Below are 13,574 nucleotides of genomic sequence, written 5' to 3'. Positions count from 1 at the left end.
CCACCCTTCGCCGGCCCGCCACTGATCCGCTCATTCATCTCCCGCAGCACTTCTTCACGGCGCACCCTGCACTTCCGCGCTCCTCGACTCTCGCCGCGCACTCCAGCCCTCGCCGCCCTTCTCGCTCCTTGCCGCGCATTTCGGCCCGCGCTCCTCGCATCCGCGCTCCTTGCTCCCAGCTCCTGCGCGTCAACTCGTACCGCACCCGCTCATTCCGTTCCCGGCCCCGCTGGCGCTCTGCAATTTCCGGATGCACAAGGCACAACCCGCAGGCATCCTAGGAGGCTAGGTCGAGTCCTGCTCCTGACGGCGCCCTCGACCGCACAAGGCTGTAGCCCGGCGACAGCAGGCAGCAGCGCCACAGCACGGCAGCACGGCAGGCGCAGGGCGGCAGCGCCACAGCACGCGGAACGACAGAGAGGCAGCAGTGGCGGCAGCGCCACAGCACGGCGGGATGGCAGGGAGGCAGCGCAACAGCGCGGCAACGACGGCGGTGACGGCGGTGACGGCAGTGACGGCAGTGACAGCAGGGACGACAGGGATCTTCTGTCATCAGCAGCGCGCCAAGCGGCACCCCGCAGCGAGGGCCGGCTGTGAGTCATCGCCGGCGTGCGGACCTCAACACAGCAATGGGTCACAGCCACCGAGTCCGGCTGTGACCCATTGCTGTCTACATCGGCCCGGAACGGCAATGAGTCACAGCCGCTCGCAGGGAACGGATCTCCGGCAGCCAAGTCGTGAATGGCCGGTGCCGGCGCCCTCGGATGTTGGGCGATTGTGGACTGCCCGGTGTGGGAGATCACCCAAGATCCACGAAGCGGGAGACAGGGGAGACAGGGGAGAGAAATGAGGGGCAAGGGAGACAGGCGAGGGACAGAGGAGAAATGCCCACGCGGGCAGCCACCCGACAGCCCCGCCTCCCCGCGGATCTTGGGCGATCCTCCACCCTGGACGGTCGAAGATCGCTCAAGATCCGCGCGGGGAGAAAGAGCTGCCGAGGCGACACGCGGGAGCGGGGACGGCAGGTGCGGCGACGGGGAACTCACCGTCCGGCTCCTGGACCGGGCGGTCCAGAACGGGCGGTCCGTCATCGAGCCTGGGGGAACACCTGTTCCACCATGGCCAGCAGAGACGTCGTCAAGAGGACGTGAACCTGCTCGCGACTCAGCACGCCCCTCTGCAGCCACTCCCGCCCCGTGAACACCGCCAGCCCCACGTAGGAGCGGGCCATGCCGCGCAGGGCCTCGGAAGGGGACTCCCCCAGGCCTACGGCGTCGAGCACTCCTACCGCTGCCACATCGATGGCCTCGGCTATCACTGAGTCAACTTCGGCATCACCCGCCATGCCGCCGGCGTTGACGGCGGCCAGCCAGGAGGTGCTGTGGCGGGAGACGACGTCGAGGAACCAGCTGACGATGGTGTCGACACGGCTTTCGAGAGGATCGTCCCGGCGGATCTGCTCCAGGGCCACGGCGGGCACTGTCAGCATCAATCGCACGACTTCAAGGTATAAATCCTTTTTCGTCCCGAAATAGTGGTTCACCAAACCCCGCGCCACACCCGCCGCACGCGCCACATCCGTCGTGGAAACCTCCGAATACGGACGCTGCCCGAACAACCGGACAGCGACCGTCAGGATCTCGCCCCGGCGGCTGTCCGGTTCCATCCGCCGGCGGCGGGTCGCCTCCATGCTCACGCCGCGACCCTACGTCACATCAATCCATCGTGATCCGAGATCGCCCCCACATCGATCCGTCGATCGCAAGGACAGCTCGATCCTCCAAGATCCATCAAAGACCGATCGCCGGACCCGATGAATGGCGGAAATTCATATCCCACTTATTGACACATCGCCAATAGCGATCGACAGTGGTTCGATGTCGACGCCTGGACTGGACGGCTACACCGAGCCGTGGCGCAAGCCGGAACACGATGACCTTGCCGAGCTGGCCCGCACGTTCTTCCTGAAGGAGGTCGTGCCGCACGCCGGCCGCCTGGAGAAACAGGGCCACCCCGACCGCGAGCACTACCGGCGGGCCGGCGAGCTGGGGCTTCTCGGCCTGTCGGTGCCGGAGGAGTACGGCGGCGGTGGCGGCGATTTCACCCACGAAGCCGTGCTGTTGCACGAACAGACGCTGACCGGCGAGGGTAGCCTCGGCTTGGCGGTGCACAGCGGCATCGTCACGGGATACATCGCCCATTACGGGACGGATGAGCAGAAGCAGCGCTGGCTGCCCGGCCTGGTGAGCGGCGAGCTGATCGGCGCGATCGGGATGACCGAGCCGGACGGCGGTTCGGACGTGCAGGCGATACGGACCCGTGCGGTCCGCGACGGCGACGACTACCTGGTGAGCGGGTCGAAGACCTTCATCACCAATGGGTATCTGGCGGACTTATTGGTCCTCGCCGTGAAGACCGATCAGTCCGCGAAGGCCCATGGCATCTCGCTGCTGGTCTGCGAGCTGAACGACGGCACCCCCGGCTTCAAGCGCGGGCGCAACATCGAGAAGATCGGCCTGCACGCCAACGACACGGCAGAGCTGTTCTTCGATGAGATGCGCGTGCCGGCGAGCAACGTCCTCGGCGGCGCGGAAGGGCTGGGCTTCATCCAGCTGATGCAGCAACTCCCCCAGGAACGCCTGGTCATCGGCGTGGGCGCGGTCGCCGCGATGCAGCGCGCCGTCGAGCTCGCCACGGCGTACGCCAAGGAGCGCCACGCGTTCGGCAAACCACTGATCGGGCATCAGAACACGCGGATGGTCCTCGCCGAGTGCGCGACGCGTACCAGGGCATCTCGGATCTTCCTCGATGACTGCATCCAGCGGCATGCGCGTGGTGAGCTGGACGTGGCGACCGCGGCGATGGCGAAGCTCTACCTCACCGAGGGTCAGTGCGAGGTCGTCGACCGCTGCCTGCAGATCTTCGGCGGCTACGGATACACCACCGAGTACCCGATCTCGCGGATGTACGCGGACGCCCGGGTCCAGAAGATCTACGGCGGCACGAACGAGATCATGAAGGAGCTGATCGCGCGTGTCCTCTGACCGGAAGGGCCCACTGAGCGGCATACGTGTCGTCGAGCTCGCCGGCCTCGCCCCCGGGCCGTTCGGCTGCATGGTCCTCGCCGACCTCGGTGCCGAGGTGGTGCTCGTCGACCGCCCGGGCGGCACCGGACTGAACGGTCCGCTGCAGCGCAACCGCAGGATCGTCACGCTCGACCTCAAGAGCGAGGAGGGCCGCGCGGACCTGTTGCGCCTGGCGGAGAAGGCCGACGTCCTGATCGAGGGTTACCGCCCCGGGGTCGCCGAGCGCCTCGGTTTCGGCCCGGAGGAGCTTTTCAAGATCAACCCCCGTCTGGTGTACGGGCGGATGACCGGTTTCGGGCAGCACGGCCCCCTCGCCGGTGCGGCCGGTCACGACATCGACTACCTGGCGATCGCCGGCGCCCTGGAACCGCTGGGCCGGCCCGGTCAGCCGCCGCACGCCCCGATCAACCTGCTCGCCGACTTCGCCGGGGGCGGCATGCTGCTCGCCGTCGGCGTGCTCTCCGCCCTGCTGGAACGGGAGCGATCAGGTGAGGGCCAGGTCGTCGACGCCGCGATGGTCGACGGGTCAGCGCTGCTCATGACGTTCCTGCACGGCATGATGGCGGGCGGCATGTGGCGGGGCGGCCGCGGCGAGAACCTGCTCGACGGCGGCGCGCCGTTCTACGACACCTACCCGGCGTCGGACGGCGGCTACCTGGCGGTCGGCGCTCTCGAACCGCAGTTCTACGCGGCGCTGCTCACCGGTCTGGAACTCGACGGTGACGATCTTCCGGACCAGATGGACCGCAAGCGGTGGCCGGAGCTGCGGCAGATCTTCACGGAACGGTTCGCGAGCCGCAGCCGGGACGAGTGGGCGGAGGTGTTCGCGAAGGTGGACGCGTGCGTCGCCCCGGTCCTCAGCCCGGCCGAAGCGCCGGATCATCCGCACAACCAGGCTCGCCACACGTTCGTGGAGGTGGACGGTCTGCGGCAACCGGCGCCGGCACCGCGCTTCGGCCGTACCCCGGCGAGCGCGCCCAGCGCTCCCGAGACGACGAGCGTGACCGACGTCCTGGCCGCCTGGGTCTGATCAGGCGGCGAGCTTGCGCTTGTCGCGGTACATCGCGGCGTCCGCCTCGGCGGTGAGCGCGTCGAGGGTGGCGTCGGAACCGGCCGCGCGAACGGCCAGACCGGCGCTCACCCCGACCGTCACCTCCCGGCCGTCACCGACGGCGATCGGCCGGGAGATCGCCTCCCGGATCCGGTCGATCATCCGCGCGGCCCGGGCGGTGTCCGCGTCCGGCAGCAGCACCAGGAACTCGTCGCCGCCCAGCCGGCCGGCCAGATCGCCCGGATCCAGGACCGCCCGGAGCCGGACGCCCACCTCGTGCAGCAGCAGGTCGCCGGCCGCATGCCCGTGCACGTCGTTGACCTGCTTGAACCCGTTGAGGTCGAGCAGCAGCACGGCGAGCGGCGAATGACGGTGCTCGTCGGCGTAACCGGCCAGCTGCGACCGGTTCGGCAGACCGGTGAGCGAGTCGTGGTTGGCCTGGTGGTGCAGCGCGCGGCGGGTCTCCTGCAGCGTGGTGAGCTGCTTGGCGAAGGCCGACGACTGGGTGCCGGTGATCACCGCGATCATCAGATTGATGCCGACGAGGAACGCGACGTCGTGTGAGGCCGGCACCCCGATCAGGAACGCGGCCGAGGTGAGCGCGAAGACCAGCAGGGCGCCGGCGAGCCGCTGCCGCAGCGCGGCGATCGCGACCGTGAGACTGAGCAGCGGCCAGGTGGCCTGCGGGTACTCCCGGGTGGAGATGATCACGAAGCCGGTGATGGTGGCGGTGTCGAGGGCGACCTGCAGGGCGCTGAACCGGGAGTACCACCGCGAATCCGGCCGCCGGCGGCCGAAATAGCCGAGGACGTTCGACATCGTCATCGCCCCCACGCCGAACCAGCACGCCAGGGTCATGCCCAGGCTGAGGTCCGGCGGGGAGTAGCCCGGCAGGCCGATGCCGTAGAGCGCGGTGCTGGCGATGCCGATGCTGCGCGACACCAGGCCGGCGGTCTCGATGGTACGGCGGCGCGACAGCAGGGAGTCGTCGATCACCGTACGCATAAGCCCTTCATCGGCAGAAGCATCGCCGGTATGAGAAAAGGCCGGTCGCCATCGGCGACCGGCCTTTCGGAACTTCTCAGAACTTGAAGGCGCCGACCAGGTTGCGCAGCTCCTCGGCGGTCCGGGAGACCTCCTCGCTGGCCTCGCGGGTCTGGTTCACTCCGCTGACCGTCATCGCGCTCGCGGACGAGACGTCGCTGATGTTGGCGGCGATCCGGCCGGAGCCGGCGGCGACCTCGGCGATGCTGCGGGACATCTCGCCGGTCGTGGCGGTCTGCTCCTCCACCGCCGAGGCGATGGTGGTCTGGAAGTCGTTGATCTGGGCGATGACCTCGGAGATGCGGTTGATGACCTCGACCGCGCCGCCGGTGTCCTGCTGGATGGCGGTGACCCGGGCGCCGATGTCCTCGGTCGCCCGGGCGGTCTCCTGAGCCAGGTCCTTGACCTCGCTCGCGACGACGGCGAAGCCCTTGCCGGCGTCGCCGGCGCGCGCGGCCTCGATGGTGGCGTTGAGCGCGAGCAGGTTGGTCTGCTCGGCGATCGAGGTGATCAGCTTGATGACGTTGCCGATCTCGGCGGAGGACTCGCCGAGCTTGCGGATCGTCTCGGTGGCGCTGGCGGCCTCGGAGACCGCGATCGAGGCGACCTGAGCGGCGTCGGCGGCGTTGCGGGAGATCTCCCGGATGGACAGGCCCATCTCCTCCGAGCCGGCCGCGACGGTCTGCACGTTGCGGGAGATCTCGTCGGCCTCGATCGTGGCCGAGCTGCTCTGCCGGTCGGTGTTGTCGACCGCGGTGGCGATCTCGCCGGAGACGGCGGCGAGCTCGGTGGACGCGGCGGCCAGCTTGTCGGCGTCGCCCGCGATGGTCTCCATCGAGGCGCGCACCTTGTCGAGCGAACGGTCCAGGCCGGCGGCCATGGTGCCGAGCTCGTCGCGGCTGGTGATGCCGCTGCGGACGGTCAGGTCGCCGCGGTCCAGGGCGTCGATCACGACGCCGAGCTTGCGGATCGGGCCGAGGATCGAGCGGACCATCGGGATGGCCAGACCGATCAGCAGGGCCAGGGCCGCGAGCGCGACGATGATCGCGGTGTTGCGTACCGACGTCTTGGTGCTCTCCATCTCCGCCTTGCCGGCGATGATGGCCGCCTCGACCTTCTCGGTGAGGACGTCGAGCTGGTCGTCGGTCTTGTTGTTCTCCTCCGCGATCCGGTCCGTCTCGTCGATCACCGACGACGGATCGGCGACACCGGCCGTCACGAACTCGGTGATGAACGTGTTGAAGGCGTCGAAGTCGGTCCGGTAGCCGTTGAACTCCGCGACGATGTCCGCCGGCAGGCCCGACGAGACCACCGCGTCCGCGGCCTCGACCGACGACTGCACGTCGTCGGTCGCGTCACCGCTGACGTCGTGCCCGAGGGCCGCGCGGTACGCGTCGACCTTGAGCTCGCTCTGCCGGTTGTTCAGGTGGTTGAGCGCGGCGAGGCCGGCTTCCAGGCTCCGGATCTCCTCGGCCTGGTCCGCGAGCGAGTCCTGCCCGGTCAAGGTGATCGTTGCCATCGCGGTCAGGGCGATGGCGCCCGTGGCGACGATGGCACCCAGTCTCTTGGCTGTGCCGATGTTCTGTAAGCCGCGCATCTGCCCTCCATCCGTGGTCCGACGCACGTTCCATCGGCCGCACCCGGATGCATCTGAGGGCTGAAGTTTCAGCAGAATGGAAGTCCGGAAGTAGACAATCCACTTCCGGACCAGGTGGGCCCTTCGCTTGAGCTTATGTCAGCGATGGATCTTGTTGCGCCAATCCGAGGGAACGGACTCGGCCGGGCCGGGAACGGTCTGGTCGGCGGGGCGGCTGTGCGGCGGGGCCAGCTCGGGCCCGCTGCCGGCCTCCTCCTTCTCGTAGTCCCAGAACCAGTCCTCACCCGGCTCGAAGGACTGGACGATCGGGTGCCCGGTGCTGCGGAAGTGCGCGGTGGCGTGCTGCGACGGCGAGGTGTCGCAGCAGCCGATGTGTCCACACTCGGCACATCGGCGCAGGTGGAACCACCATCCGCTGGTCTCGAGGCACTCGACGCAGCCGGTGCCTGAAGGAGGGACGTCGGGTCGAATCGGTGCTGTCACGACGAAAACCTATCGCAGCTCGTCGTACGCTTCCTGCGCAGCGCGCATGGTGTTGATCTCACCTTCGACCAGCTCGATCAGCTCGACGAACTTCGCGGCGACCCGCTCGCCCAGCTCGGTCAGGCTGTACTCCACCCGTGGCGGGATCGTGGTCTGCACCTCGCGGCGGACCAGGCCGTCACGCTCCAGCGCCTGCAGCGTCTGGGCCAGCATCTTCTCGCTCACGCCGTCGACCTTGCGGCGCAGCGCGTTGAACCGGAACGACCCGTCGTGCAGCGCGGCCAGCGCGAGCCCGCCCCAGCGGCCGGTGACGTCGCCGAGCACGTCACGGGAGAGGCAGTCGCGGGCGAAGACGCTGGGGATCAGGTCGTCATCCGGGTCGGTCATGGGTGTGACGATACCTTCTCCCGGTTGGCACTTTCAAAAAGTTAGTGCATGCTTTCGACGCAGCGCTTCCTTTCTTCTCGCTTCTGGGAGATTCACATGACCACCATCGCCGTCACCGGTGCCACCGGGCACCTCGGCCGCCTCGTCGTCGACGCGCTCATCGCGCGGGGCGCTGCTCCGGGCGACATCGTCGCGGCGGTCCGCGACACCGCCAAGGCCGCCGACCTCGCGGCCCTCGGCGTCCAGGTCCGGCACGCCGACTACGACACGCCCTCGACACTCGCCGCCGCTCTCGCCGGGGTCGACCGGCTGCTGCTGATCTCCGGCAACGCGGTGGGTCAGCGGGTTCCGCAGCACACGGCGGTGATCGAGGCCGCCGTGTCGTCCGGTGTCGGATTCATCGCTTACACCAGCATCCTGCGGGCGGACAGCAGCCCGATCGGCCTCGCCCCGGAGCACCTCGCCACCGAGCAGGTGATCGCGGCGTCCGGCATCCCGTTCGCCCTGCTGCGCAACGGCTGGTACACCGAGAACTACGCAGGCAGCGTCGCCGGCGCCCTGCACACCGGCACGATCGCGGGCAGCGCGGGCAACGGGAGGATCGCCGCCGCCACCCGGGCCGACTACGCCGAGGCCGCCGCCGCGGTGCTGCTCGCAGGCTCCCCCGGCGTCTACGAGCTGGGCGGCACGCCGTTCACGATGACCGAGTTCGCGGCCGAGGTGGCGAAGCAGTCGGGCCGGCCGGTCGTCTACACCGACCTGCCGGTCGCCGAGTACCAGGCGGTGCTGGCGGGGGCCGGCCTTCCGGAGGCGTACGCCGGCCTGCTCGCCGACACCGACTTCCAGATCACCGAAGGCCACCTCGACACGGACAGCGACGACCTCGTCCGGCTGATCGGCCGCCCGTCGACGCCGCTGTCCGAGGCCGTGGCGGCGCTGCTCAAGGCCTGACCGGCTCGGTGACGTCGGCGAAGGTGCCGTTCAACACGGAGACCGCGGCGTCGGCCGGCACGCGCAGGCCCAGGCCTCGCTGTCCGGCGCCGAGGCTGATGGTCCGGCCCCGGGTCCGCTCGTCGGCGATCACCGGCCACGGCTTCGCCGAGCCGAACGGGGTGATGGTGCCTCGTTCGTAGCCGGTGGCCTCCTTGGCCGTGGCGGCGTCGGGCATGGAGAGGCGGTTCACCCCGAGCAGGGCCCGGAGTTTCGGCCAGGAGATGGAACGGTCGCCGGGGACGAGGACGAACAGGTACTCGCCCTCGGCCCGGCGTACCACGAGGGTCTTGACCAGGTCGCGGACCTCGACTCCCTGTGCCTCGGCGGCCTCCTCGACGCTGGCGACGGGACCGTGGGTGATCACGTCGAAGGAGATGCCGGAGGCGGTCGCTGCGTCTATCGCGGGGGTCGTCACAAGATCAGAGTAAACAAGATCAGAGTAAACGGGGTCAGGGTAATAGGCTTCGAAGACATCGACGAGAGGGGACTTCGATGGCCGACAAACCTCGGCTGCAGCCCGGACCGGATCATCCGATCACCATCAGGCCCAGCACCGAGCGGGTCGTCGTCACGGTCGCCGGCAAGGTGGTCGCCGACAGCCGTAACGCGCTGACCTTGCAGGAGGCGAACTATCCGCCGGCGTACTACGTGCCGCTGACCGATGTCGACCGGTCGCTGCTGGAGCGGACCGAGACGACGACCTACTGCCCCTACAAGGGTGAGGCCGGCTACTACTCGATCCCGGCCGGTGGGGAGAAGTCGGTGGACGCGATCTGGGAGTACACGGCGCCGTACGACGCGGTGGCGCCGATCGTCAACCACGTGGCGTTCTATCCGAACCGGGTGGATTCGATCGAGACAACGCCGCTCTGACGGCAGCCATCTGGTAACGGTCCGCCTCATAGGGTGTGTATAGCGAAACGCGATCAATCGACGTACCGAACCGGTCCTGCAATCCGGCGGCCACGGCGGCGGCGTCTCCGGACACCGCGAACGCGTCCAGCACGTCGTCGGTGATCTCGGCGGCCATCTCGGTCCACTGCTGCCGCCGGGAGAGCACGTTGAGCCGGTCGGCGAGATCGCCCCAGCCGTGCAGTTCGAGGACCGGCCGGTACGACGGCGTCGACGCGTAGAACGCGATCTGGCCGCGCACCGCCTGGTCGGCGCGGGCCCGCTGAGCCGGGTCCGCGCCGAGCACGACCATGGCGCTCATCTGCAGCGTGAAGCCGTCCAGGCCGCCGCCGCGGGCCTCGCGCAGGCACGGCAGGATCCGCTCCGTCAGGTAGGCGGCGCTGGTCAGCGGGTGCACCAGCAGACCGTCGGCGGCCCGGCCGGCGGCGGCGATCATCCGTTCCCCGACGGCGGCGACCTCGATCGGCGGGTTCCCGAACGGGTTGGGGCCCGGGTTGAAGAAGTCGGTCATCAGCGTGTGCTTGTAGAACTCGCCGCGGAACATCAGCCGGTCACCGGTCTGCCAGGCCCGCCAGATCGCCCGGATCGCCCCGACGAACTCCTCCATCCGCTTGGCGGGCTGCCCCCACGGCATCGCGAACCGCCGCTCGATGTGCGGCTTGACCTGGGAGCCGAGGCCGAGCCGGAACCGGCCCTCGCTGATCAGCTGGAGGTCGTTGGCGAGCACCGCCACGTTCATCGGGTTGCGCGCGAACGCGACGGCGATGGCCGACTGCAGGCTGATCTGCGAGGTCGCGCGGGCGACCAGGGCGAGCGTGGTGAAGACGTCGTGCTTGGTCTCCGCCGCGAGGAAACCGTCGTATCCGACCTGCTCCGCCGACACCGCGGCGGTCTCCGCCTCGGAGGGCGAGGCCGCGACCGGCGCGGCGAAGTCAACAAGCATCGTTAATGCATACCAAGAAAGCCAGGTCAGGCGGTGACCGCCGCGCGAATCGCCTCGGCGGTCACCTCCGTCGTGACCGCTCGCAGCAGATCCAGGTCGGCCTCCACCTCGCCGGTCGCCAGGGCCACCGCCGCGTCGCCGTCGTAGCGCGAGTGGGCCGGGTGGAGGGCGCGGGCGAAGCCGTCGTGGGCGCTCTGCGACAGCAGGAAGCAGTCGTTCTTGGTGAGCGTCGCGTCGGTCAGGACGACGGCCAGGGTGGTGTTCGAGCGTCCGAACGGAGCCGCCACCGATCCACGATCGACAGAGGGCACCGGCCTGCCGTCGGCGGCGAGGACATCACCCCAGGCATTGACCACCGCCACGACGGCCAGCGAACAGTCCCCGGACCGGCCGTGGGCGATCCCGAGTCCGCCCGGCGCCAGGCCGCCCCGCCATTTGCCGGAGGTCGCGCCGGCGCCGGCTCCCGACGTACCCCCGAGGAAGAGGTCTCCCCGCAGCGCCGCGAGGGCGGCATCGCGCCCGGCCGACGCATCCGGTGGCGTGGCGCCGACGGACGGGTCGAAGATCGACATGCCGACGACGATCGGTACCGGGCCGAACGGTGTGGGAAATCCCCGGCCGCGGGAGCGCAGGACCTCCATGACGCCGCCGGCCGCCGACAGGCCGAAAGCGGAGCCGCCGGAGAGGACCACGGCGTCGACGCGGTCGACCGTCCGGGTGGGGTCGAGGACCTCGAACTCCCTGGTGGCGGGGGCGCCGCCGCGGACCTCCCCGGAACCGACCGTGCCGGGCGGCGGAATGATGACGGTGACGCCGGTGCCGTCGCCGGTCCAGTTGCCGGCGTGGGCCGAGAGGAGTTGAGGTTCCACGAATACGGACCCTACGCAACGTTCCGTCCGGAATTTCCGGGGTATGAGGCCGTCGCGATCCCATTTCGAAGATCCGAAGGAAGAGAGCGATGCCAGAACCTACACTTCCCAGCCCGGCGTCCCTCGACCCTGCCGAGTCCACGCCGCTGCAGGCGTCGCTCGCGCCGGAGCGTGGTCTGCAGACCGGGGAGGCCCTGACCACCGCGCAGGGTCTGCGGTTGTCCGACACCGATCACTCGCTGAAGGCCGGGACGCGCGGCCCGGCGCTGATGGAGGACTTCCACCTCCGCGAGAAGATCACCCACTTCGACCACGAGCGCATCCCGGAGCGGGTGGTCCACGCTCGGGGCTCGGGCGCCTACGGCGTGTTCACCGCCTACGGCAACGCCGCGTCCATCACCAAGGCCGGGTTCCTGGCCGAGAAGAACAAGCAGACCGAGGTCTTCGTACGATTCTCGACCGTCCTCGGCTCGCGGGGCTCCGCCGACACCGTCCGTGACGTGCGCGGATTCGCCACCAAGTTCTACACCGACGAGGGCAACTTCGACCTGGTCGGCAACAACATGCCGGTCTTCTTCATCCAGGACGGCATCAAGTTCCCGGACCTCATCCACGCCGCCAAGTGGCACCCGGACCGGGAGATCCCGCAGGCGCAGACCGCGCACGACACGTTCTGGGACTTCGTCTCGCTGCACACCGAGGCCACCCACCACGTCCTGTGGGCGATGTCGGACCGGGCCATCCCGCGCTCGTACCGGACCATGGAAGGGTTCGGCGTGCACACGTTCCGCCTGGTCAACGCGGCCGGCGAGACGGCACTCGTGAAGTTCCACTGGAAGCCGGTCGCGGGCGTGCACTCGCTGGCGTGGGAGGAGGCGCAGATCGCCGCCGGCGTCGACCCGGACTTCCACCGCCGCGACCTCACCGACTCGATCGACGCCGGCCTGTTCTTCGAGTACGAACTCGGTGTGCAGGTCATGCCGGACACCGGTGACGAGACCTTCCAGGGCATCGACCTGCTCGACCCCACGAAGATGGTGCCGGAGGAACTGGCGCCGGTGCAGCCGATCGGCAAGCTCGTGCTGAACCGCAACACCGACAACTTCCACGCCGAGACCGAGCAGATCGCCTTCCACATGGGCAACCTGGTCCCCGGCATCGAGGTCACGAACGACCCGCTGCTGCAGGCGCGGCTCTTCTCCTACCTGGACACCCAGCTGAGCCGGCTCGGCGGGCCGAACTTCACCCAGCTGCCGATCAACCGGTCGCACGCCCCGGTGAACGACAACCTGCGCGACGGCATGCACCAGAGCGTGGTGCACCGGGGTATCGCCCCGTACCTGCCGAACAGCCTGGGCGGCGATGAGGCGCCGGAGGCTGACAAGTCCGGATATGTCCACCTGCCTCGGCCCGTCCAAGGTGTGAAAATTCGGGAAAATCCGGCGAGCTTCGCGGACCACTACTCCCAGGCGGCGCTCTTCTACCACAGCCTCACGCCGCTCGAGCAGGAGCACATGGTCGAGGCGTTCACGTTCGAGCTGGGCAAATGCTACGAGACCCCGATCCGGGAGCGGATGCTGACGGTCCTCGCGAAGGTCGACGCCGGCCTGACCGCGAAGGTCGCCGCCGGTCTCGGCCTGCCCGCGCCGCAGGGTGAGCCGCCGGCCGAGGTCACCCCGTCCCCGGCGCTCGCGCAGATCACCGACAAGCTCTGGCCGATCGCCGGCCGGATCGTCGGTGTGATCGCCGGTCCGGGCGCCGATCTGTCCGGCATCGACGCGCTGCGCAAGGCCCTCAAGCCGCAGGGCGTGGTGGTCCGGGTGATCGCCCCGATCGGCGGTGTCCTGGACGGCAAGGAGATCGTCGAGCGGACGTTCCAGACCGCCCGGTCCGTGGAGTTCGACGCGGTCGTCGTCGCGGACGGCGCCGGCAAGCTCGTCGATCTGCAGGTGACGGTTCTGCTGCAGGAGGCGTTCCGGCACGCGAAGGCGATCGGCTCGTGGGGCGACGGCGAGCAGCTGCTGCTCACGGCCGGCATCGACCCGGCTGCCCCGGGTGTGCTGCGCAGTGCCGACGCGGGCAAGGCGTACGCCGAGCAGCTGGCGGCGGCGCTCGCCAAGCACCGCGCGTGGGAGCGGGTGCCGCTGCTGAAGCCGTCGGCTTCGTCGCAGGGTTCCTGATCACGTCGTGACACCGGCCCGGCGGGGAC

General features: G+C 69.3%; 13 protein-coding genes. 5 read left to right on the top strand and 8 right to left on the bottom strand.

Features of this window, described 5'->3' with window-relative positions; translation table 11 throughout:
* Positions 1-1,087 precede the first annotated feature (1,087 nt).
* Positions 1,088-1,690 carry a TetR/AcrR family transcriptional regulator gene (locus tag EP757_RS28290; RefSeq protein WP_232050716.1) on the bottom strand — a complete coding sequence of 201 codons (603 nt, stop codon included), beginning with the start codon at positions 1,688-1,690 and terminating at the stop codon, positions 1,088-1,090.
* Positions 1,691-1,877: 187 nt separating this feature from the next.
* On the opposite strand from EP757_RS28290, the gene EP757_RS28285 reads away from it, so the two are divergent.
* Together EP757_RS28285 and EP757_RS28280 are read left to right on the top strand one after the other, a co-directional pair.
* Positions 1,878-3,044 carry an acyl-CoA dehydrogenase family protein gene (locus tag EP757_RS28285; protein WP_127551067.1) on the top strand — a complete coding sequence of 389 codons (1,167 nt, stop codon included), beginning with the start codon at positions 1,878-1,880 and terminating at the stop codon, positions 3,042-3,044.
* Complete coding sequence (locus EP757_RS28280; RefSeq protein WP_127551065.1) at positions 3,034-4,116, top strand: CaiB/BaiF CoA-transferase family protein; 1,083 nt, start codon at positions 3,034-3,036, stop codon at positions 4,114-4,116. Before EP757_RS28285 ends, EP757_RS28280 begins: the two co-directional genes overlap by 11 nt.
* Here the strand turns inward: EP757_RS28280 and EP757_RS28275 are convergent, their stop codons facing one another.
* The 4 genes from EP757_RS28275 to EP757_RS28260 all read right to left on the bottom strand — a co-directional run bounded on the left by EP757_RS28275 (position 4,117) and on the right by EP757_RS28260 (position 7,648).
* On the bottom strand, positions 4,117-5,142 hold the full coding sequence (locus EP757_RS28275; RefSeq protein WP_127551063.1) for a GGDEF domain-containing protein: 1,026 nt from the start codon (positions 5,140-5,142) through the stop codon (positions 4,117-4,119). It lies immediately after the preceding gene.
* Positions 5,143-5,218: 76 nt separating this feature from the next.
* Entirely contained in the window at positions 5,219-6,778 is a 1,560-nt protein-coding gene (locus EP757_RS28270; RefSeq protein ID WP_127551061.1) for a methyl-accepting chemotaxis protein, read from the bottom strand.
* A 138-nt stretch (positions 6,779-6,916) separates the two neighbouring features.
* Complete coding sequence (locus EP757_RS28265; RefSeq protein ID WP_127551059.1) at positions 6,917-7,261, bottom strand: UBP-type zinc finger domain-containing protein; 345 nt, start codon at positions 7,259-7,261, stop codon at positions 6,917-6,919.
* Positions 7,262-7,270: 9 nt separating this feature from the next.
* Positions 7,271-7,648: a helix-turn-helix domain-containing protein gene (locus tag EP757_RS28260; RefSeq protein WP_127551057.1), complete on the bottom strand. Its 378-nt coding sequence runs from the start codon at positions 7,646-7,648 to the stop codon at positions 7,271-7,273.
* A gap of 96 nt (positions 7,649-7,744) precedes the next feature.
* On the opposite strand from EP757_RS28260, the gene EP757_RS28255 reads away from it, so the two are divergent.
* The gene (locus EP757_RS28255) at positions 7,745-8,599 is read left to right on the top strand and encodes an SDR family oxidoreductase (protein ID WP_127551055.1); all 855 of its coding nucleotides are present in this window, start codon (positions 7,745-7,747) and stop codon (positions 8,597-8,599) included.
* On the opposite strand, the gene EP757_RS28250 is transcribed toward EP757_RS28255, so the two are convergent.
* Positions 8,589-9,056, bottom strand: coding sequence for an aminoacyl-tRNA deacylase (locus EP757_RS28250; protein ID WP_127551053.1), 468 nt, complete (start codon positions 9,054-9,056; stop codon positions 8,589-8,591). The two genes, EP757_RS28255 and EP757_RS28250, sit on opposite strands and share 11 nt — an antisense overlap.
* Positions 9,057-9,133: 77 nt before the next feature.
* Here EP757_RS28250 and EP757_RS28245 point away from each other — a divergent pair, with 77 nt between their 5' ends.
* Positions 9,134-9,514: a DUF427 domain-containing protein gene (locus EP757_RS28245; protein WP_127551051.1), complete on the top strand. Its 381-nt coding sequence runs from the start codon at positions 9,134-9,136 to the stop codon at positions 9,512-9,514.
* Here EP757_RS28245 and EP757_RS28240 read toward each other — a convergent pair.
* On the bottom strand, positions 9,456-10,496 hold the full coding sequence (locus EP757_RS28240; RefSeq protein WP_127551049.1) for a TIGR03617 family F420-dependent LLM class oxidoreductase: 1,041 nt from the start codon (positions 10,494-10,496) through the stop codon (positions 9,456-9,458). The two genes, EP757_RS28245 and EP757_RS28240, sit on opposite strands and share 59 nt — an antisense overlap.
* 26 nt (positions 10,497-10,522) lie before the next feature.
* A complete protein-coding gene (locus EP757_RS28235; RefSeq protein ID WP_127551047.1) occupies positions 10,523-11,365 on the bottom strand; it encodes a P1 family peptidase in 843 nt (280 codons plus the stop codon).
* A gap of 89 nt (positions 11,366-11,454) precedes the next feature.
* Between EP757_RS28235 and EP757_RS28230 the strand changes: the two genes are divergently transcribed.
* Positions 11,455-13,545: a catalase gene (locus EP757_RS28230; protein ID WP_127551045.1), complete on the top strand. Its 2,091-nt coding sequence runs from the start codon at positions 11,455-11,457 to the stop codon at positions 13,543-13,545.
* Positions 13,546-13,574 lie beyond the last annotated feature (29 nt).

The organism is Actinoplanes sp. OR16, assembly GCF_004001265.1.
Classification (GTDB): Bacteria; Actinomycetota; Actinomycetes; order Mycobacteriales; family Micromonosporaceae; genus Actinoplanes.
Note: the sequence above shows the minus strand (reverse complement) of the source record. Positions and strands in the feature narration are given on the sequence as shown.

Coding starts and splice junctions, on each gene's coding strand:
- EP757_RS28290 (WP_232050716.1), bottom strand. CDS start 1,690: ATGGAGGCGACCCGCCGCCGGCGGATGGAACCGGACAGCCGCCGGGGC.
- EP757_RS28285 (WP_127551067.1), top strand. CDS start 1,878: ATGTCGACGCCTGGACTGGACGGCTACACCGAGCCGTGGCGCAAGCCG.
- EP757_RS28275 (WP_127551063.1), bottom strand. CDS start 5,142: ATGCGTACGGTGATCGACGACTCCCTGCTGTCGCGCCGCCGTACCATC.
- EP757_RS28270 (WP_127551061.1), bottom strand. CDS start 6,778: ATGCGCGGCTTACAGAACATCGGCACAGCCAAGAGACTGGGTGCCATC.
- EP757_RS28260 (WP_127551057.1), bottom strand. CDS start 7,648: ATGACCGACCCGGATGACGACCTGATCCCCAGCGTCTTCGCCCGCGAC.
- EP757_RS28255 (WP_127551055.1), top strand. CDS start 7,745: ATGACCACCATCGCCGTCACCGGTGCCACCGGGCACCTCGGCCGCCTC.
- EP757_RS28245 (WP_127551051.1), top strand. CDS start 9,134: ATGGCCGACAAACCTCGGCTGCAGCCCGGACCGGATCATCCGATCACC.
- EP757_RS28240 (WP_127551049.1), bottom strand. CDS start 10,496: ATGCTTGTTGACTTCGCCGCGCCGGTCGCGGCCTCGCCCTCCGAGGCG.
- EP757_RS28230 (WP_127551045.1), top strand. CDS start 11,455: ATGCCAGAACCTACACTTCCCAGCCCGGCGTCCCTCGACCCTGCCGAG.